Origin of the sequence: Glycomyces sp. NPDC049804 (assembly GCF_040674615.1) — a bacterium.
Lineage (GTDB): Bacteria > Actinomycetota > Actinomycetes > Mycobacteriales > Micromonosporaceae > Glycomyces > Glycomyces niveus.
The window spans coordinates 180,691-200,512 of the sequence record NZ_JBFAMQ010000008.1; the positions used below are offsets into that span (position 1 = coordinate 180,691).

Here is a 19,822-nt window from a genome sequence, read left to right on the forward strand (position 1 = left end):
ATGCGCTTGATCTTGATGTTCTATGGTGCCTGGGACGCAGCGCGCCGGCCGAGCTGCGCGCGCCTCCCCCTGCGCGCGCCGGCCTCCCCCCTTCCCTGCGCCGCGACACCCCGCCGAACCTTCCGGGAGTAGCAATGGGCAGCCCGATGAAGCACGCCGCCGCCAAGGCCTCGTCGCCGTGGTGGGCGAAGGCCATGGTCGTCTCCGGCTCCATGGTCATGGTCGTCTCAGGCGGCGGCGCGATCGCCGCCCAGGTGGGCGTGAACGTCCTCGAGGACTCGGTGAACCAGGCCGACCTGCTCGGCGAGCAGCGGGTCGAGGCCGAGGAGGGCGAGAAGATCGAGGGCCCGCTGAACTTCCTGGTGCTGGGCACCGACGAGCGGGTGGGCGCGGGCGGCGAGGCCCGCACCGACGCGGACATCATCGTGCACGTCAACAAGGACCTGACGCAGGTCAGCATGATCTCGCTGCCGCGCGACCTGTACGTGGAGGTCCCCTCGGGGGTGCCGGCGTCGGAGACGAAGCTGACCGAGGCGTTCGCGTACTCCGAGGACTGGGGCGAGTCGTTCCAGAACACGGCCGAGACGATCACGCACCTCACCGGGATCCAGTTCGACGGCGGCGCGATCGCGAACTTCGAGGGCTTCCTGGAGATGGTCGACGAGCTGGGCACGATCGAGCTGTGCCCGTGGCACGAGATCACCTCGATCCACGGCGACAAGAAGACCTACCCCGAGGGCTGCGCCGAGTACAACAAGGAGGACGCGCTCGACCTGGTGCGCCAGCGCTACGGCTGGGACGACCCCGAGGACTACGAGAACGGCACGTGGGGCGATTTCGGCCGCCAGAAGATGCAGCAGCAGGCGATCAAGAAGATCCTGGAGCGGGCCAAGGAGCTCGGGTACGCGACCGACCCGGTGAAGGCCGTGGACCTGCTCAACAGCTTCGGCGACGCGCTCACCCTGGACGTGGGCGGCTACAACCTCATCGACATGATCACGCAGATGCGCGACGTCGACCCGGGCGGGATCATCTCGATCGGGACGCCGTCCTCCGAGGGCGACATGAACGGCACCTCGTACGTGGTGATCCACGAGGGCACCGACGAGGAGACCGCGGCCGACTCGCTGTGGCAGGCGATCGCGGACGACACGGTGAACGAGTGGGCGTGCGCGAACGACCAGTGGATCAGCGGCGACTCGAAGCCCGACTGCGCGGCCGTCCCGGTCGACGGCGGACAGGCCGGCGAAGAGGCCACCGCGAGTGACGAACCGACCGTGAACTGACGTCGCGCCCCTGGTCAGACCGGGTGCAACCCCTCGCGTTTATCGAAGCGTTATCAGTAGTGAATAATGCTGACCTGACCATTGGAGTTGCATGGCTGGCAAAAGCGGCGCGCCTTGGTGGGCGCACATGATGCTGTACGCGGGCGGTCTGACGATGGTCGTCGCCGGAGGTGCGGCGGCGGTGACGCAGATCGGCTACAACACCGCGAACGGCGCGGTGGAGAACGAGGACATCCTCGACAACCGGGCCGAGATGGACGTCGAGAACATCGAGGGTCCTCTGAACATCCTCGTGCTCGGCGTCGACAAGCAGGGCGGGTCGACCCGCTCGGACACGATGATCATGGTGCACGTCAACAAGGACCTGACCGACGTGTCGATGGTGTCGCTCCCCCGCGACCTGTACGTCGAGATCCCCGACTGCGGGCCCGACTGGGGCAGCAACCCCTGCATGCAGAAGCTCAACCACGCGGCGTCGATCAGCGACGACTGGGAGAACGTGACCCTCCCGAACGTGGTGAGCACCATCGACAACCTCACCGGCGTCGAGTTCCACATGGCCGCCACCGTCGACTTCAACGGCTTCATGGACCTCGTGGACCTGGTCGACGAGATCGAGCTGTGCCCGTGGCAGGAGATCCAGTCGATCCACGGCGAGAAGCGGGTCTTCCCCGAGGGCTGCGCGTACTACGACAAAGAAGAGTCGCTCGACCTCATCCGCCAGCGCTACGGCTGGACGGACTGGGAGAGCGGCCTCGGCGGCGACTACGGGCGCCAGGCCATGCAGCAGCAGGCGATCAAGGCGCTCATCAAGGAGCTCAAGGCCGACGGCTACCACAAGGACGTCGGGAAGCTCACCGAGCTGTTCGAGGGGCTGAAGGGCAAGCTGACGCTCGACCTGCCCGACGGCCTGACGGCCGTGGACCTGGCGATGAACCTGCGCGACCTCAACCCCGAGGACATCACCTCGATCCGGGTGCCGGCGACCTCCATCGAGACCGAGGTGGGCTCCTCGGAGGTGATCACCGAGGGCGAGCTGCAGACCGCGGCGGACGCGCTGTGGAGCGCGCTGCAGAACGACACCATGGACCAGTGGATCGCGCAGTACCCCGAATGGGTCAAGCAGACCGGGAACGCGGCCACCGAGACCGAGCCGGCCGAGGCCGAGGGCGGTACCGAGGGCACCGGCACCGAGGACGGCGGGACCGGCGGTTGACAAGACCGGGCCCTCGTGCAACCGGCGGGACCCGTTCGCGCGTGACTCCTACGGCAATGTGTGATCTGACCCGGGAGTACTGACCCATGCCGAACATGGCCGGCAAGAGCGGCGCGCCCTGGTGGGCGCACCTGATGACGTACGCGGGCGGCCTGACGATGGTGGTCGCCGGCGGGACCGCGGGCATCACGCAGTTCGCGTCGAGCGCCGCCGAGAACGCGGTGCCGACCGAGAACATCCTCGGGGACGCGCAGGCCGAGGTCGAGGACATCAAGGGTCCGCTGAACATCCTCGTGCTCGGCGTCGACAAGCAGGGCGACTCGACCCGCTCGGACACGATGATCCTCGTCCACATCAACGAGGACCTGACCGAGACGACGATGGTGTCGCTGCCGCGCGACCTGTGGGTGGAGATCCCCGACTGCGGCCCGGGCTACGACAACAACCCGTGCGAGAACAAGATCAACCACTCGGCGTCGATCAGCGGCGACTGGGAAGTGACGCGCCCCAACGTGGTGCAGACGATCTACGACCTCACCGGCGTCGAGTTCCACATGGGCGCCACCGTCGACTTCGAAGGCTTCCTCGGGCTCGTCGACATGGTCGGCGAGATCGAGCTGTGCCCCTGGCACGAGATCCAGTCGATCCACGGCGAGAAGCGGGTCTTCCCCGAGGGCTGCGACATGTACGACAAGGACGAGTCGCTCGACCTCATCCGCCAGCGCTACGGCTGGGACTGGGACTCGGACTGGGAGGAGGGCCGCGGCGGCGACTACGGCCGCCAGGCCATGCAGCAGCAGGCGATCAAGTCGCTCCTCAAGTCGTTCAAGGAGAAGGGGTACCTGACCGACCCCGGCAAGCTCACGGACATCCTCGAGGGCTTCGGCGACTCGCTCACGATCGACAAGCCCGACGAGTGGTCGATCACCGACCTCGCCGTGAACCTGCGCGACATCAACCCCGAGTCGATCACCAGCGTCCAGGTGCCGTCCTCGGCCGACCAGACGACGCTCGGCGGCGAGAACGTCTCGATCGTCATGACCCACGAGGGCGACGAGGAGATCGCGGCCGACGCGCTGTGGGAGGCGCTGCAGAACGACACGCTCGACCAGTGGATGACCCAGTACCCCGAATGGGTCAAGACGCCGGGGAAGACGCCCACGGAGACGGCGTCGGAGACCGCGAGCGCTTCCGCCGACTGACCGAGCAACAGGAAAGGGGCCGCCGGTGCGGCCCCTTCTTCCGTGCCTAGGAGGCGGCGGCTCGGGCCTCGTCCTCGTCGTCGACCTTGCGCCACTCCGGCTTGCTGGACTGCCAGCCGTCCTCGTCGTGGCCGAGGCGCCAGTACCCGGAGATCGACATGCGCTCCTTGGGGACCTCGTGCTCGAAGCGGAGGAGGCGGCGCAGGTCGCGGACGAAACCGGCCTCGCCGTGGACGAAGGCGTGCACGTCACCGGCGGGGAAGTCGAAGGCGCGCACCGCCGCGACGAGGCGCTCGCCGACGCGGGCGCCGCCGCGGTGGAGCCAGGTGACGTGGAGGTCGGCCGCGGACTTGAACTGCTGCTCCTCTTCGGGCCCTTCGACCTCGAGGAAGACGTGCGCACGGGCGCCGGGGTCGAGGCGTTCGACGGCGGCCGAGATCGCCGGGAGGGCGCTCTCGTCGCCCGCGAGAAGGTGCCAGTCGGCGTCGTGGGCGGGGGCGTACGCGCCGCCGGGGCCGGCGAAGCGCAGCAGCGCGCCAGGCCGGACGTTCGCGGCCCACGGCCCCGCGACGCCCTCGTCGCCGTGGTAGACGAAGTCGATGGAGAGCTCGCGGGCGGCCCGGTCCCACTTGCGGACGGTGTAGGTGCGGGTGACCGGCCACTGCTCGCGCGGGAACTCCTCGCGGATGCGGGCCAGGTCGAACGGCTCGGGGTAGGTGACGCCCGGGGCGGGGAACTGGAGCTTCAGGTAGTGGTCGGTGCATTCGCCGCAGTCGAAGTCGGCGAGGCCGTCGCCGCCGAGCACGACGCGGATCATGTGCGGGGTGATGCGCTCGGTGCGCAGCACCTCGGCGGTGGTGACCCTGGGGGCCCGGCGTTCGCGGCCTTCAGCCATCTCGGCTCCTCCCGTTCGCGCCGGACCGGCGGGGCCGGCCTCCGGCGCCTGCGGCGCGGTCAACTTAGGTTTCCCTAACTATCACATCCGGAAACCGGGAGCCGCCAGTGGGACCGGACACGGACCGGGGCCGCCACACCCCCAGTCTCGGCGGAGCTTGCGAGCCGTCGATGGGCGGAGTGGCGGCCCCGGAGCCTGCCCCCGGTCAGTCCGGTCGCGGGCTCACGTCCCGCATCACCGAGCGCAGGAGCGGGCGCGACAGGGCCCCGGCGGCGACCACCGCGACGACCCCGGCGGCCACGGTCGCGCCCAGGATGAGCGCGCCGCTCGCGTCGAAGCCCATCGCGCCGATCACCGGCATCGTCAGGACCATCCCGGTGAGGATCGAGGCGCCGCCGATGACGGTCAGCGGCAGCAGGGCCTCCTGCCGGCGGGCCTTGTCGAGGACCTCCTGCTCGGTCCCGGCGAGGTGCAGCAGCCGGTAGGCCTGGCGGCGGTCGAGGACCGAGCCGATCGCGCTGATCGCCGCCGAGACGGCCGCGGTCGCGAACACGACCGCGAGGACGACCGTGACGCCGGTGCGCACGGACCCGACGAGCCGGTTCGACATGATGCTCGAATCGACCTCGCGCTCGGGCGGGTTCCCCGGCAGGGCCGCGGTCATGGTGCTGCGCACCGCTTCCAGCTGCTCGCCGGTCGTCGTCGCCTCGATCACCGCGCGTCCGTCGCCGGCCGTGAGGTACCCGCTCGAGTCGACCACCGCGACCTCGGCGGTGTCGCCGAGCCGGGCGGCGAGGTCGGCCGCGAGGACGTCCGCCTCATCGGCTGGCACGGTGGTCGCCACGGTCTCGGTGCCCTGCGCGCCCGTGTCCGTCTGCAGCATCGGGAACATCGCCACCGAACCGGCCACGAACCCCGCGATCGCCACCCCGGCGACCGCGCGCCACGCGGCCTTCGGGTCGTCGGCGAGCCGCCGCGCCGCCAGCAGCCGCGCCGGGCCCCGCGCGGTGCGCGCCAGGAGCCGCCCGAGCTTCTGGACGATCCACGGGCCGACCAGGTTCACCGCCGCGAGCGTCGCGGCGAACAGCCCGATGAGGATCGCCACGGCGACCATGTCGCCGCCGACCATGTTCGAGCCGACCATGAACGCGATGGCGAGCACCGCGAACACGACCAGACGGATCGCCTTGAGGCCCTTGGTCTTCACGCGCCGCGCCACCCCGAGCGGGCTGATGACGACACTGCGCAGGCCGATGAGCGACGACACCGCCACCAAGGCGGGCACCGCCGCGGCGACCGCGACCATCCACGGCGCCCCGGCCCACAGGTCACCGACGTACCAGCGGCCGCCGTCGATCGGGATGAGCGCCACCAGCGGCGTCACCAGCATCCACGCAAGCGTGCCGACGACCGCGCCGGCGGCGGCCGCGAGCGTCGTCTCGATGAGCGTCAGCCGCATGACCTGGCCCGGCGTCGCCCCGATGAGCCGGAGCGTCGCGAGCCGCTCGTCGCGGCGGGCCACGGTGAGCCGGGCGGCGGCCGCCCCGAAGACCGCGGCGGGCACGGCCATGAGGATCGCGGCCAGGACCATCAGGATCATGTAGAAGCCGTACACGGCGTCGGCGCTGCCGCCCGCGAACGAGTCGACCTCCCTGGGCGACACCCCGTCCGCGCTGGTCCGCTCGGCGTGCATGGCCGGGTCGGCGGCGTCGCGGCCGACGACGGCCACGAGCTCGTTCGGGTGCGCGAGCGCTTCGGCGCCGAGTTCGCCGGCGACGCGGACGTCCCCGTACCGGGCGAGGAAGTCCGCGGCGGGGACGCCCTCGAGAAGGTCGGCGGCGGCCGGGGAGAGCCAGACCTCGCCGGGCGCGGGGAACGCGTCCATGCCGGGCGGGACGGGCGCGTCGCCGTCCAGCGCCGCGAGGTCGACGCGGGTGACCGAGTCGCCGCCGAAGTGGTCGGCGGCCGTGGCGATCACCGCGGAAGCGGACCCGGTCGCCGCGGCCGGGTCGCGCCACGCGGTCCGGTCCGCGCGCTCGGCGAACGCGAAGTTCCCGGCGACCGCGAACTGCAGCAGCAGTGTCGCGACGGCCACCGCGAGCGCGGTCAGGCCGGTGCTCAGCAGGGCGCTGCGGCCCCCGAGGCGGGTCAACCGCCACGCCAGCTCGGTCATCGCCACACCTCGACCACGGGCTCGGGACCGAAGTCGGGGCCAGTGGTCGGGCGCTGCGGTGAGCCCGCGGAGCCCGACCCGCCGGGCGCACCGGCCCCGCGCGTCATCGCGGCCGTCGGCGCGGCCTCACGCGCCGCCGTGGACGCGAAGGCGTCACCGCCGCTGCCGACGGTCCGAGCCACCGTGTCAGCTGCGCTGACCGCCGTGTTCGGCGCGGCCCTGCCACCCGACGGGGTTGCGGCCGGAACCGTCCCCGCCGCGAACGCGACCGGGTCGGCGTCAGCGCGCACCGCGCGCGAGTCCGCGCCGCCCCGCGCCTCGCGCACCGGGAGCGCGGCGGCGCCCTCGCTGCCCGCAGTCCCTTGCGCCGCAGGCGAACCAGGCGCTTCGCCTCCGAACACCGCGTGGGCGCTCGCGCCTTGCGGGGCCGAACCGGCCCGCAGGCCCGCCGCTACCGGCTCTGCCTTGAAGCCGTCGTAGCCGTCGCCGTTCCCGGTCCGCGGGGTGCCGCTGAGCCGCCCGTCGCGGATCTCGATGGTCCGGGTGCAGCGCGCGGCGATCCGCGGGTCGTGCGTGACGACCACGAGGGCCGCGTCGAGTTCCCTGACCGTGTCGAGCAGGACGCCCATCACCTGGTCGCCGGTGGCGCGGTCGAGCGCGCCGGTCGGCTCGTCGGCGAACACCACGGCCGGGCGCACCACGAGCGCCCGCGCCAGCGCCACACGCTGCGCCTCGCCGCCGGACAGCTCACCGGGACGCCGGTCCTCCTTGCCCGCCAAGCCGAGTCGCCGCAGTTCGGCGCGGGCCGGCTCGAGCGCGGCCTTGCGGGGCGTGCCGCCGAGCATGAGCGGCAGCGCCACGTTCTCGTCCGCCGGGAGCTCCGGGAGGAGCTGCCCGAACTGGAACAGGAACGCGAAGCGGGTGCGCCGCAGGTGGCTGCGCTGGCGCTCCGAGAGCGTGTCGATGCGCTCGTCGAACAGGCGCACCTCCCCCGAGTCGGGGCGCATGATCCCGGCCAGGCAGTGCAGGAGGGTCGACTTGCCCGAGCCGGACGGCCCGGTCACGGCCACCGACTCGCCGGGGCCGACATTGAAGTCCACGCCGTCGAGGGCGGGGGCGGTGCCGAAGCGCTTGGCGAGGGCGCGGGCGGTGAGCATCGGGGGCCTCATCGGCGGGCCTTCCTCTCCTGCGGGATGAAGGGCAGGGCGGTCCCTGCGATAAGGAACGCGATCGTGAGCACCAGGCTCAGGACCATCGTGATCTCAAGGAGTTCGTTCATGGGACCAGCTTCGTCCGGCGAAGGCCCCTGCCACTTCGGCTCGGCGGCCGGTTTCGGGCGGCGCGGATCGGCCGTTCGACCGAGGCTCCCGGAATCGCGGATACGGTCGTGGCATGACCGCGACTTCCTCCCGGCCCGCTTGGAGCAGCCGCTTCAACCGGCTCACCATGCGCCTGCTCAAGTTCGGCATCATCGGCGGCCTGCTGCTGATCCTGTTGGCCGAAATGCTCTCGCACGGTCCCGATACGAAGCCGCCGATGTACTCCTGGATCGCCTGGCTCGAGACGGCGGTCTCGCTGTTCGTCATCTTCGTCTACTTCTGGTACCAGCCGGGTCGCAAGCACTGGATCGCCGCCGCCGCGGTCGCGTCGCTCGCGGCGACCGTGCTCGACCTCTTCTACGACCAGGGGATCCGCGGCGTCGGCACGGCCGAGCTGCTGGCGCTGGGCCTGCTCATGCTCTTCGCCGTCCGACACTGGGACGCCCCGCCCGGGCGGTGGGTCGCCTACGCCACCGGTGCGGCCGTGATGCTCATCGGCGTGGCACGCCTGTACAGCAACGATCTTCAGGAAGCCGCGATCGGGGGCACGATGCTGACCGGCATGGCGTTGACGACGGTGATCGGCTTCGGCGCCTACCTGCGCAGCATGGACAAGCTGCGGCGCGAGACGCAGGAGGAGGTGCGGCAGGCCGAGCGGCTGGAGCTCGCCCGCGAGATGCACGACTTCGTGGCGCACCACGTCACGGGCATGGTGGTGCTCGCGCAGGCCGCGCAGGTGACGAACACCGACCCCAGGAAGGCGTTCGCGGACATCGAGGAGGCCGGGCTCGCTGCGCTGACCTCGATGCGGCGGATGGTGAAGATGCTCCGCAACGACGACGGCGGCGCGGGGACGAACCCGCTCGGGGACCTCGCGCAGATCGAGGACCTGGTGGAGCGGTTCAACCGGGAGGGCACGGACACGACCTGCTTCATCTCGCCGGAGCTGGCGGGGAGCGCGGTCGCGCCGGAGATCGCGGCGACGGCGCACCGGATCGTGCGGGAGGCGCTGACGAACGTGCGCAAGCACGCGCGAGGGGCGACCCGGGTGCGCGTGGTGGTCGCGGCCGCGAGCGGGAACGGCCTCGAAGTGTCGGTGCGCGACGACGGCCGGGCCCCCCGCGGGCGGCTCGCAGCGGGTGGACTGGCGCAGTCCGGCGGCGGCATGGGCCTGCTCGGCCTCGGTGAGCGCATCGAAGCGGTCGGAGGCCAGCTCAGGGCGCAGTCGCGGCCCGAGGGCGGGTGGGAGACGGCGGCGTGGCTGCCGCGTGCGACCGCCCCCGCTGAGTGACCGGGATCGAGTGAACGAGGAAGGCCCCGACCTGCTGGTCGGGGCCTTCCGCTACTGGTGGCAGGTGCAGGATTCGAACCTGCGAAGTCGATGACGGCTGATTTACAGTCAGCTCCCTTTGGCCACTTGGGTAACCTGCCGTGGCTTGTAGCGAGAGCAAGAATAACCTCTCCTCCTGGGACGCGCGCAAGCGGGTTATCCCCAGTTGAGACGGCGTTCACTGCGGCCGGGCGGGAATGCGCCCGCCCGGGCCCGCGGGGCAGGACTAAGCTTGGCGGTCGCGCCCCTCGCGCCCCCACGCTGACCTTGAAAACCGCAAGGAAGGACCGGACTGCCATGGCTGACGCCTCGTTCGACATCGTCTCCGAGATCGACCTGGCCGAACTCGACAACGCGATCAACCAGGCCCAGCGGGAGCTGGCGACCCGGTTCGACTTCCGGGGCACCGGCGCGAGCGTCGAGCGCTCCGGCGACGAGGCGGCGCTGATCACGGCCGAGACCGAGGACCGCGTGAAGGCCGCCCTCGACGTGCTCAAGGAGAAGCTGATCAAGCGCGGGATCTCCCTGAAGGCCCTGGACGCGGGCGAGCCGCGCCAGTCCGGCAAGGAGTCGAAGATCGATGTGACCTTCAAGCAGGGCATCTCGACCGAGGACGCGAAGAAGATCGGCAAGATCATCCGCGACGAGGGCCCGAAGGGCGTGAAGCCGCAGGTCCAGGGCGACAAGCTGCGCGTGACCGGCAAGAAGCGCGACGACCTGCAGGAGGTCATCGCGCTCCTCAAGGGCAAGGACCTCGAGGTCGCGCTCCAATTCACGAACTACCGTTAGTCCCATGCACGTCTCGCTCATCAATGTCCTGGTCCTCGCCCTGTTCGTCGTGGGCGGGGGCCTGGTCGCGCTCATGGTCACCATCACCCAGCGCAGCTACAAGGTCGATGAGCGCTCCGAGCACTGGGTGGTGTACCCCTCCGCCGAGGGCGCGCCGCAGCCGGAGTCGCGCTGGTCCGTGGTGCTCGACGAGCCCGGCAAGCGGCCCGTCCTGGTGGTCCAGGCGATCCGGACGCTCACGGGCGCGGGCCCGGGCCCGGCCGAGGCGATGCTCGACGTCGTCCCGTCGACCATCGTGTCCGGGGTGGACCACGCGACCGCGACGAAGGCGCAGGCCGCGCTGGTGCGCGCGGGCGCGCGGGCGCGGATGGCCCAGGCCTAGGGTCCGAGGACCGTTCTGCCCTCAACTCGGCAGCGACGGAGCAGCGAGAGCAGACCCACGGCTCGCCGGCCGAGGCGGGGCCGATCAACGATCGAGACGGTAGCCACCGCCCCAGGGCCGCTGCCGCGCTCAGGCCGCGTTGCGGCGGACTTCAACCAGTCGGCGACGGAGCGGCGGGGGGCGTCCCCCGGCTCTGACGCCGGGAACGGCCGGTCGCCGGTGCCGGGCGAACCCTGGTCCCGCCGTTCCTCGACGGGCGGCCTTGGCGGTCTGCTCCATCATCGGGCCGGATCGGCAGGCTCGGGTCCGACCTCGAGCGGGCGATGCCGGCGCACTACAAGCGCCGCTCGCCCAAGCCAGGGGGTGCCTCGCCGTATCCAACCGCCTCCTTTCTCAGCTACGCCCCCGGCCTCGTACCTGGGGTCTGGCATGCACCTGGGGCCTGACCGGGAAGCCCTTCGCTTCCCGGCCGACTCGCACCCTCCCAGGCATACTGCCGTTCCGTGCCCGCCCCTCCGGATACCGGTCCGGGCTCCCCGCATCAGCCCGGGCGCACTCCCGTCACTGCCTTGCGGTTGCCCGTCCTGGAGGCCCTTGCCTCATGAGCGCATTGCGGCGCAGCGACGGTGGTGGTGCTTCCCGCACGCACCAAGCTGATGCGAGCGCGGGAGGTGCTGCCGCCGTGCGTGCGGCGTTGCCGAGTCGGGTCCTCTATTGCCCGATCTGGCGTTGCCGTTCGCAGCGGCCGGCCTTGCTCGTGTGCCTCGTTCTGAACACTGCCTCCGGTCGAGGTGATCCCGACCGGCGATCTCCCACCCAGCACGCCCCCGAGAGGCCGTGGTCCGCTGTGGATCCCGATAGCACCAAGAGACTGAGACCAGCCCGTTCGCAGGCGCTGGTCTCGGAGAACCGTCCGGTTTGCGTTTCGGCCAGAGGCTTGGCTCAGTCTGCTTGCACCTACTCGACACCTGTACGTTTTCCGTATCCCTGTGCGTACCTCAATCGTCCCTCGCGCGGCACCCCGCCGCCATCGCCCACAGGGATACAGGATCCTCACGTTTCGCTCCGGCTCGCCTGCGCCGCAAGGGGACAGGTGCCGACGGACCCCGCGGTCGGGAGTGTCGCCCGCCCGACATCCGATCCGCCTCCCGGAATAGCGCCCCGCTTCCCTTCCACCGCTCCGTCGCCGCCCGGGTCGACCGCTACCCGCCGCCGCCCGGCAACCCGCCCCCGGCCCGACGCAGCCGCTACCGCTCGCTGCCGCATAGTCGGTGCGTCAGCCCCGTGTGGCGCTTCCCGGTCCCCTTGGTGCGCACGGCGACCGCGAGGGCCTGCTTGGAGCCGACGAGGACCACGAGGCGCTTCGCGCGGGTGATCGCGGTGTAGATCAGGTTGCGCTGCAGCATGGTCCACGCGCTCGTGGTCACCGGGATGACGACCGCGGGGTACTCGGAGCCCTGCGAGCGGTGCACGGTGATCGCGTAGGCGTGCACGAGCTCGTCGAGTTCCGCGAACTCGTACTCGACCTCTTCGTCCTCGTCGGTGCGCACGGTCATGGTCTGGGCGACCGCGTCGATGGCCTGGACGAGCCCCACCGTGCCGTTGAAGACCCCCGCCTTGCCCTTCGCGTAGTTGTTGCGGATCTGGATGACCTTGTCGCCCAAGCGGAAGACGCGGCCGCCGTGGCGGCGCTCGGGCAGGCCGTCCTTCGCGGGCGTGAGCGCCTCCTGCAGGCGCGCGTTGAGGTTCCCGGCGCCGGGGCCGCCGCGGTGCATGGGCGCGAGGACCTGCACGTCCCGCACCGGGTGAATGCCGAAGCGGCCCGGGATGCGGCGGGCGACGATGTCCACGACCCGGTCGGCGACCTGCTCGTTGTCGTCGCACGCGAACCAGAAGAAGTCGGGGTATCCCTCGAGCTGCGGCAGCTGCCCCTGGTTCACTCTGTGGGCGTTGGCGACCACGCCCGACTCGGCGGCCTGCCGGAAGATCCGGGTGAGGCGCACGCGCGGGATCGCGGGGGCGGCGAGGAGGTCGCGCAGGACCTCGCCGGCGCCGACGCTCGGGAGCTGGTCCACGTCGCCGACGAGCAGCAGGTGCGCGCCCGGCGGGACGGCTTTGACGAGCTTGTTCGCGAGGATCGTGTCGAGCATGGACGACTCGTCGACGACGAGCAGGTCCACGTCGAGGGGGTTGTCGCGGTCGTAGGCGGCGTCGCCGCCGGGCCGCAGCTCGAGCATCCGGTGCAGGGTGCGGGCCTCGAACCCGGTGAGCTCGGCGAGGCGCTTCGCGGCTCGCCCGGTGGGGGCCGCGAGCATGACCTTGGCGCCCTTCGCCTTCGCGAGCGCGACGATCGAGGCGACGGTGAAGCTCTTGCCGCAGCCGGGACCGCCGGTCAGGACCGCCGCCTTCGCCGTGAGCGCGAGCCGCACCGCCTCGGCCTGCTCGGGGGCGAGTTCGGCTTCGGTGCGGCGCGCGAGCCACGCGAAGGCCTTGTCCCAGTCGACGGCAGCGAACGCCTCGAGCCGGTCCTCGCCGGCGTTCAGGAGCGCGGTGAGCCCGGCCGCGAGGCCGCGTTCGGCGTGGAAGAACGGCGCGAGGTAGCGGGCGGGCACGGTCGAGTCGCCGGCGGGCACGTCTTCGGCGATCACATGCTCGCGCTCGGCGGCGAGCTCGTCGAGCGCCCGGGCGACCGGACCGGGTTCGAGGCCGAGGAGCTCGACCGTGTCGGCCACGAGGTTCGGGGCGGGCAGGAAGCAGTGCCCGGCGTCCGAGGCCTGCGAGAGCGTGTACTGCAGGGCCGCCTTGATCCGCTCGGGGGCGTCGTGCGGGATGCCGACAGAGCGGGCGATCGAGTCGGCGGTCTTGAACCCGATGCCCCACACCTCGTTCGCGAGGCGGTACGGCTCGTTCTTGACCACGCCGATCGCGGCGTCCCCGTACTGCTTGTAGACGCGCACGGCGAGCGAGGTGGAGACCTCCACGGACTGGAGGAAGACCATGACCTCCTTGATCGCCCGCTGCTCCTCCCAGGCGGCCGCGATCGCCTTGGTGCGCTTGGGGCCGAGGCCGGGGACCTCGGCGAGGCGGGCGGCGTCCGCGTCGATCACCGCGAGGGTCTCGACGCCGAAGTGGGCGACGATCTTCTCGGCGGTCTTGGGCCCGACCCCTTTGATGAGGCCGGACCCGAGGTACCGCTCGATGCCCTGCACGGTCGCCGGGAGCACGGTCCGGTACGACCAGACCTCGAACTGGCGGCCGTACTTCGGGTGGCTCGACCACCGGCCCGTCAGCGCCAGCGACTCGCCGACCTGCGCGCCCAGGAGCGGACCGACGATCGTGACGAGGTCGCCGCCACCGCGCGCCGGGCTGGCGCGGGCGATCGTGTAGCCGGTCTCCTCGTTCGCGTACGTGACGCGCTCGAGGACCGCCGCCAGCGTCGTTGTGTGCTCAGTCGCGCCTTGGGGTTCCGCCATGGGGACACGGTAGAGGGCGGGTGCGTCACCGGTTCCGGCCGAAGCGTTCGAACCGTTGACGCGCCCGCCCTCGGAGGCGCGGCTAGTCGAGCACGAGCTTGCGCGTGGGCGACGGCGGGTCGTCGGTGGCGTCCTCGACCGCGTCCGACGGCAGCAGGCGCCAATCGGGCCTGGCGAAGAACGCCTTCGTCTCGCGGTACACGACCGGCGTGAGGATCAGCAGGCCGATGAGGTTCGGGAGGGCCATGAGGCCGTTCGCGATGTCCGACAGGCCCCACAGCAGGTCGAGGCTGGTGACCGCGCCCAGGTAGGACACGAGCACGTACAGGATCCGGTAGGGCAGGATGAGCGCCCGGCCGGTGTACCGCTCGAGGCACTTCTCGCCGTAGTAGGACCAGCCGATGATCGTCGAGAACGCGAACGTGGCGAGGCCGACCGCGACGATGAACCCGCCGATCGCGCCCCCGGCGGTGCCCGCGCCCCCGAGGCCCTCTTCGAACGCGAGGCGCGTCAGCGAAGCCGAGGTGACGAGCTCGCCGGCCTCGTCCACGGCGCCGAGGACGCCCGTGGAGACGATGACCAGGCCGGTGAGGGTGACGACGATGATCGTGTCGATGAACGTCTGCGTCATCGAGACCAGCGCCTGTCGCACCGGCGTGTCGGTCTTCGCGGCCGCTGCCGCGATGCCGCCCGTGCCCAGGCCCGACTCGTTCGAGAAGATCCCTCGCGCGAAGCCGATCTGGATCGTCAGCAGGATCGCCGAGCCGGTGAACCCGCCGACGGCGGCGCCGCCGGTGAAGGCCTGCTCGAAGACCAGCGCGAAGGTCGTGCCGAGCACGTCCCAGTTGAACGCCAGCACCGCGAGCGCGCCGAGCACGTAGAACACGATCATGAAGGGCACCAGGGCCGCCGCCACGTGGCCGATCCACTTGATGCCGCCGAGGATCGTCACGCCCACGAGCACGAAGATGACCAGGCCGGTCAGCTGCGGCGTCCACCACGAGTCGGCGGGGAGCTGCGCGTCGAGGGCGCTGGTGACGTTGCCGGACTGCACCGCGTTGCCGATGCCGAACGACGCGATGACGCCGAACAGCGCGAACAGGAACGCGAGCACCTTGCCGACGGGGCCGCGGATGCCGTCCGAGAGGTACCGCTGGGGCCCGCCGGACTGCTCGCCGTTCTGGTTCGTGACCCGGTACTTGACGCCCAGCAGCGCCTCGGAGTACTTGGTGGCCATGCCGAGGAAGCCGGTCACCCACATCCAGAACAGCGCGCCGGGTCCGCCGATGGCGATCGCCGCGCCCACGCCGCCGATGTTGCCGACGCCCACGGTGGCCGCGAGCGCCACCGACAGCGCCTGGTAATGGCTCAGGTCGCCTTCGGAGTCGCCGTTCTCCTTGCGCTTGAACAGGGCGAGCCACAGGGAGTAGCCGAGGCGCGTGAACTGCACGCCTCGGAGCACGATCGTGAAGATCAGGCCGACGGCGAACAGGGTGAAGATGAGGACCGGGCCCCACACCCACTCGCCTGCCGTAGCGACCTCCGCGCCGTACCGCTCGTTGAGGCCGTTCGACCAGGACTGGATGGCATCCGTCACGGGATCAAGGAAGTCCATGAAGTCCACATGCTCCTTTCAGGGGAGGTATGCGCGGAAGGTCGGGGTGCTCCCGCGCCCGCAGAGCATATAGGGGATTGTCTGACCCTCCCGGTACGGTGTCGCCATGAGCGAACAATGGTTTGAAGGCCCCCTCTTGGGGTTCGACACCGAGACGACCGGCGTCGCGGTCGACCGCGACCGGATCGTCCAGGCGGCCTTGGTGAGCGGCCCGCAGCCGGGCGTCGAGACGGCGCGCACGTGGCTGATCGACCCCGGCGTGCCGATCCCCCCGGGCGCCACCCGCGTCCACGGCATCACCGACGAGCGGGTGCAGGCCGAAGGGCTCGCCCCCGCCGCGGCCCTGGCAGAGGTCGCGGCGGCGCTGCGTGCGGCCGTGGAGAACGAGGTGCCGGTGGTGGCGTTCCGGGCCGGGTTCGACTGCACGCTGCTGTCGTACGAGCTGGAGCGGCACGGCATCGAGCAGCCCGACTGGGCGCGGATGGCGGTCGTGGACCCCTCGGTGCTCGACAAGCGGGTGGACAAGTACCGCAAGGGCAAGCGGACCCTCGGGGTGACGGCCGCGCATTACGGGGTGCCGCATTCGGAGGCCCACTCGGCGGCCGGCGACGCGATCGCCACGGTCGCCCTGGCGCGCGCGATCGGCACGATGTACCCGGAGGTCGGGGCGATCACCGCCGGCGAGCTCCATGCCGCGCAGGTGCGCTGGCACGCGGAGGACGCCGCGAGCCTCGAGGCGTTCTTCCGCCGCAAGGGCCGCGATGACGTGGTGGAGCGCCGCTGGCCCCTGTGCCGCTGAGCCGCGGCTTGCGGTTCGCGGCTTGCGGCTTGCGGCTTGCGGCTTGCGGCTTGCGGCTTGCGGCTTGCGGCTTGCGGCTTGCGGCGTTCTACCGTCCACAAGCCCCCGCCCACCACTAGAGGGGAAGATAAGGCCTGCGGCGATCGTGGCAGCCGGGTCCGACAACAAACCGCCCCGAACGACGACTGCGGGCCCCGATTCACTCGATCGGGGCCCGCAGTGCGAGTTCGGTTCGCGTACCTGGTGGTGCGCTAGTGGCCTTCGGCTTCGCCCTCGGGCTCGTAGTACTCGCGCTCTTCGGGCGCGAGCGCCTGGCCCACCGGCAGGCTAGCCGGGACCTCGGTGCCGTCGGCGAAGTGGAACACCACGTCGAGGGTGTCGCCCGGGCGGAGCTCCTCGCTGAGGTTCTCGATGAGGAAATAGGAGCCGGATTCGGCGCCCTGGTCGAGGCGCACGTAGTCGGCCGGGGCGATGACGATCGGCTCGTAGGCCTCCTCGCCGTCGAGCTCGTCGACCGCGGGGGCCTCGGAGGTCGCGCCGTCGGCCGGAGCGCTCGTCTCCTCCGTGGACTCGCCGGTGGTCTCGTCCGACTCCGGGGATTCGCTCGCGCCCTCGCGCGCCGCTTCCATGGCCTCGGCGGCCTGGGCGGCGGGGTCGACGAACGTCACCGTGCCGGCGGTGGTCTCGATGCTCTCGAGGCTGATCTCGGTCTCGCCCTCATTGCCGATCCATAGCCGCAGGGCCGCGTCGTCGCCGGCGGCGTAGCCCTCGGCGGAGGTGAACTCGACCTGGAGGTCGCGCAGCGCGATGTCGCCGTCGTCGATGTTGACCCCGGCGATCGCGCTCTGCTTGACCTCGGTCTGAGACCCCAGACTCGCGCCGCACGCGGACAGAGCGGTCGCAGCGGCCCCCGCGATAGCGACGGCGGCCGCGCGGCGAACCGTCGCCGTGCTGATTCCCCTGACCACTGCTGGTCCTCCCTGAGTTCCGACAGGCATGCTGACGACAGCGTAGACGACGAGCCCTCATCGTTTCCCTTGGCCGGGCGGCAGGCGAGCCCTGGATCTCACCCGGGACCGCCGGACCGCCGGTTTCCTTGCGCCGCAAGGATATTCGCCTCGGAAATGATCATCGCGGCAGGTAGTCGCGGCGCCGGATCGGGCGCCGACGCGCGGCCGGGCACCACTGAGGAGCCGCCGGGAGGGGCCGGACACGAAAGAGGGACGCAGGCCTCATTTGTCTCCTCTGCTCGCCGCCCGAGAGCCCAAGGTGCCGTAGAGTAATCAGTCACATACCAATTGACCAGGGAATTCGCGGCGATCCGCTGTCGGGGAAACCCCCGATCCCGTGTTAAGCTGGACACAGCGAAAGGGGTTTCGATCCTATGGGTTTTAGTGTCGGCGAGACCGTTGTCTACCCCCACCACGGGGCCGCACTCGTTGAAGCTGTAGAGACTCGCACCATCGGCGGTATCGAACAGGAATACCTCGTGCTGCGCGTCGAGCAGGGTGACCTCACGGTCAAGGTTCCAGCAAAGAACGTCGAGCTCGTCGGCGTCCGGGAAGTCGTCGGCGCCGAGGGCCTCGAAGAGGTCTTCGAGGTGCTGCGCGCCCCACACACCGAGGAGCCCACCAACTGGTCGCGGCGTTACAAGGCCAATGTCGAGAAGCTCGCGTCCGGTTCTCCGCTGAAGATAGCAGAGGTCGTCCGCGACCTGTGGCGGCGCGACCGCGAGCGCGGACTCTCCGCCGGGGAGAAGCGCATGCTCTCCAAGGCTCGCGAGATCCTCACCGGCGAGATCGCCCTCGCCGAGGACTGCGTGAAGGACGAGGCCGACAACATCCTCGACAAGGTCCTGCTCTCGGAGGCCCCGGTCAAGTAGCCGGCCCCCCGCAGCACCGCTTCAACGTGAGCAACGACAGCTTCGAGCACACCACGGACTCCCGCGACCGCGCCAGCGCGACCCCGAGTCCCCATACGCCCTTCGTCATCGGGCACGGCAGCGACGTGCACCGCTTCGACGAGGGCCAGCCATGCCGCCTCGCCTGCCTCTCCTGGCCCGGCGAGGCGGGTCTGGCCGGGCACTCAGACGGTGACGTGGCCGCCCACGCGGCCTGCGACGCCCTGCTCTCCGCCGCCGGTCTCGGTGATCTCGGCACGAACTTCGGCACTTCCCGTCCCGAATGGGCCGGCGCCTCCGGGGCCGCGCTCCTGGGCGAGTCCGCGCGCCGCGTGCGCGCCGCCGGATGGGCGATCGGGAACGTGTCCGTGCAGGTCATCGGCAACCGGCCCAAGATCGGCCCCCGCCGGGCCGAGGCCGAGTCCGCGATGGGCGAGGCCGTGGGCGCGCCGGTTCGCCTCTCCGCGACCACCACTGACGGCCTGGGCTTCACCGGACGAGGCGAGGGTCTCGCCGCGACCGCGGTAGCGTTGCTGTACCAGCAGTGACCGCCGTTCGGAAGTTATCCCATGGACGCAGACCCCACCCGCCGCTCCGTCGCGGAGTACGTGCAGCGCGCCGAGATGCTGTACGAGCTCGGCCAAGTCGAGGACGCCCGCGCCGAAGTCGACGCCGCCCTGCGGGTCGACCCCCTCGACCCCGACGCGAACGCCATGGCCGCCGCCTGCGCGCTCGCCGTGCACGACCCCGACGAGGCCCTGACGTACGCGGGCGCGGCGCTCGCGCACCAGCCCGAGCATTCGCGGGCGATGATCACCCGCGGGTACGCGCTCGCCGACACCGGGCGGCGCGACGAGGCCTTGCAGGCCGCCGCGAGCATGCTCGACCTCGACCGGGCGTCGTGGCAGCACCACGTGCACTACGCGCTCATCACCCGCCGCGCGGGCGCGGCCCAGCCCGCGCTCGACGCCGCGTGGAACGCGGTGAACCTCGCTCCCGACCAGCCGCGCACGCACTTGGCGCTCGCGGCGATCGCCGAGAGCCTGGAGATGGACGACCTGGCGAAGCGGTCGCGGCAGGCCGCCGAGGACCTCGAACCCGAACGCGCCGCCGAGACCGAACCCGCCGTCGGCGCCGACGAGCTGCTGCAGCGGCTCGACCCGGGCGGCCGCGTGCCCCCGGAGGCGCGGCGCGTGCCGCGAAAGTGGGTCGACGCCGATCCGGCCGACCCCGCGTGGCGCGGCAAGATCTACGGCCCCGGGCTCTTCCGCGGCGCGCTCGGCCGCTCGATCCTGCTCGGTCTCGCCGTCGTCTTCGCGGTCCCGGCCGTGCTCGGGTCCGAGATCGACGCCGGGGCGCGGCTGTTCTTCGCGGTCGTCGCGGTCGCGGCGTGGGTGGGATGGTTCACAGTTCTGCGCAGGCACCGCAACCCCGAGTGACCTT

General features: G+C 71.2%; 16 protein-coding genes and 1 tRNA gene. 10 read left to right on the forward strand and 7 right to left on the reverse strand.

Annotation, left to right across the window (positions count from 1 at the left end):
- Window positions 1-134: 134 nt before the first annotated feature.
- The 3 genes from AB0K52_RS15505 (at window position 135) to AB0K52_RS15515 (ending at window position 3,704) form a co-directional block, all read left to right on the forward strand.
- The gene (locus AB0K52_RS15505) at window positions 135-1,286 is read left to right on the forward strand and encodes an LCP family protein (protein WP_363531937.1); all 1,152 of its coding nucleotides are present in this window, start codon (window positions 135-137) and stop codon (window positions 1,284-1,286) included.
- Between the two features lie 91 nt (window positions 1,287-1,377).
- Complete coding sequence (locus AB0K52_RS15510) at window positions 1,378-2,502, forward strand: LCP family protein (protein ID WP_363531940.1); 1,125 nt, start codon at window positions 1,378-1,380, stop codon at window positions 2,500-2,502.
- 86 nt (window positions 2,503-2,588) lie between these two features.
- Window positions 2,589-3,704, forward strand: a complete 1,116-nt coding sequence (locus tag AB0K52_RS15515; protein WP_363531943.1) for an LCP family protein — start codon at window positions 2,589-2,591, stop codon at window positions 3,702-3,704.
- Between the two features lie 46 nt (window positions 3,705-3,750).
- On the opposite strand, the gene AB0K52_RS15520 is transcribed toward AB0K52_RS15515, so the two are convergent.
- The 3 genes from AB0K52_RS15520 to AB0K52_RS15530 form a co-directional block, all read right to left on the reverse strand.
- Complete coding sequence (locus AB0K52_RS15520) at window positions 3,751-4,599, reverse strand: siderophore-interacting protein (protein WP_363531946.1); 849 nt, start codon at window positions 4,597-4,599, stop codon at window positions 3,751-3,753.
- A gap of 205 nt (window positions 4,600-4,804) precedes the next feature.
- Window positions 4,805-6,772, reverse strand: a complete 1,968-nt coding sequence (locus tag AB0K52_RS15525; RefSeq protein WP_363531949.1) for an ABC transporter permease — start codon at window positions 6,770-6,772, stop codon at window positions 4,805-4,807.
- The gene (locus AB0K52_RS15530; protein WP_363531952.1) at window positions 6,769-7,941 is read right to left on the reverse strand and encodes an ABC transporter ATP-binding protein; all 1,173 of its coding nucleotides are present in this window, start codon (window positions 7,939-7,941) and stop codon (window positions 6,769-6,771) included. Before AB0K52_RS15530 ends, AB0K52_RS15525 begins: the two co-directional genes overlap by 4 nt.
- A gap of 223 nt (window positions 7,942-8,164) precedes the next feature.
- Between AB0K52_RS15530 and AB0K52_RS15535 the strand changes: the two genes are divergently transcribed.
- Entirely contained in the window at window positions 8,165-9,382 is a 1,218-nt protein-coding gene (locus AB0K52_RS15535) for a histidine kinase (RefSeq protein ID WP_363531955.1), read from the forward strand.
- Window positions 9,383-9,437: 55 nt separating this feature from the next.
- On the opposite strand, the gene AB0K52_RS15540 is transcribed toward AB0K52_RS15535, so the two are convergent.
- Window positions 9,438-9,522: transfer RNA gene (locus tag AB0K52_RS15540), tRNA-Tyr, on the reverse strand.
- A gap of 196 nt (window positions 9,523-9,718) precedes the next feature.
- Here AB0K52_RS15540 and AB0K52_RS15545 point away from each other — a divergent pair.
- On the forward strand, window positions 9,719-10,210 hold the full coding sequence (locus AB0K52_RS15545) for a YajQ family cyclic di-GMP-binding protein (protein WP_208498956.1): 492 nt from the start codon (window positions 9,719-9,721) through the stop codon (window positions 10,208-10,210).
- Between the two features lie 4 nt (window positions 10,211-10,214).
- Window positions 10,215-10,592: a ribosomal protein L7/L12 gene (locus tag AB0K52_RS15550; protein WP_363531958.1), complete on the forward strand. Its 378-nt coding sequence runs from the start codon at window positions 10,215-10,217 to the stop codon at window positions 10,590-10,592.
- A 1,247-nt stretch (window positions 10,593-11,839) separates the two neighbouring features.
- Here the strand turns inward: AB0K52_RS15550 and AB0K52_RS15555 are convergent.
- The gene (locus tag AB0K52_RS15555; protein ID WP_363531961.1) at window positions 11,840-14,065 is read right to left on the reverse strand and encodes an ATP-dependent RecD-like DNA helicase; all 2,226 of its coding nucleotides are present in this window, start codon (window positions 14,063-14,065) and stop codon (window positions 11,840-11,842) included.
- An 82-nt stretch (window positions 14,066-14,147) separates the two neighbouring features.
- Window positions 14,148-15,680: a sodium:alanine symporter family protein gene (locus AB0K52_RS15560; protein ID WP_363531964.1), complete on the reverse strand. Its 1,533-nt coding sequence runs from the start codon at window positions 15,678-15,680 to the stop codon at window positions 14,148-14,150.
- Window positions 15,681-15,786: 106 nt separating this feature from the next.
- Here AB0K52_RS15560 and AB0K52_RS15565 point away from each other — a divergent pair, with 106 nt between their 5' ends.
- On the forward strand, window positions 15,787-16,479 hold the full coding sequence (locus AB0K52_RS15565) for an exonuclease domain-containing protein (RefSeq protein WP_363531967.1): 693 nt from the start codon (window positions 15,787-15,789) through the stop codon (window positions 16,477-16,479).
- Between the two features lie 251 nt (window positions 16,480-16,730).
- On the opposite strand, the gene AB0K52_RS15570 is transcribed toward AB0K52_RS15565, so the two are convergent.
- Window positions 16,731-17,447 (reverse strand): hypothetical protein, encoded by a 717-nt coding sequence (locus AB0K52_RS15570; RefSeq protein ID WP_363531970.1) that lies wholly within the window; start codon window positions 17,445-17,447, stop codon window positions 16,731-16,733.
- A 416-nt stretch (window positions 17,448-17,863) separates the two neighbouring features.
- On the opposite strand from AB0K52_RS15570, the gene AB0K52_RS15575 reads away from it, so the two are divergent.
- The 3 genes from AB0K52_RS15575 to AB0K52_RS15585 all read left to right on the forward strand — a co-directional run bounded on the left by AB0K52_RS15575 (window position 17,864) and on the right by AB0K52_RS15585 (window position 19,818).
- A complete protein-coding gene (locus AB0K52_RS15575; RefSeq protein ID WP_205325932.1) occupies window positions 17,864-18,361 on the forward strand; it encodes a CarD family transcriptional regulator in 498 nt (165 codons plus the stop codon).
- 107 nt (window positions 18,362-18,468) lie between these two features.
- Window positions 18,469-18,927 (forward strand): 2-C-methyl-D-erythritol 2,4-cyclodiphosphate synthase, encoded by a 459-nt coding sequence (ispF, locus tag AB0K52_RS15580; RefSeq protein ID WP_363532104.1) that lies wholly within the window; start codon window positions 18,469-18,471, stop codon window positions 18,925-18,927.
- 21 nt (window positions 18,928-18,948) lie between these two features.
- Window positions 18,949-19,818 carry a hypothetical protein gene (locus tag AB0K52_RS15585; RefSeq protein WP_363531974.1) on the forward strand — a complete coding sequence of 290 codons (870 nt, stop codon included), beginning with the start codon at window positions 18,949-18,951 and terminating at the stop codon, window positions 19,816-19,818.
- Window positions 19,819-19,822 lie beyond the last annotated feature (4 nt).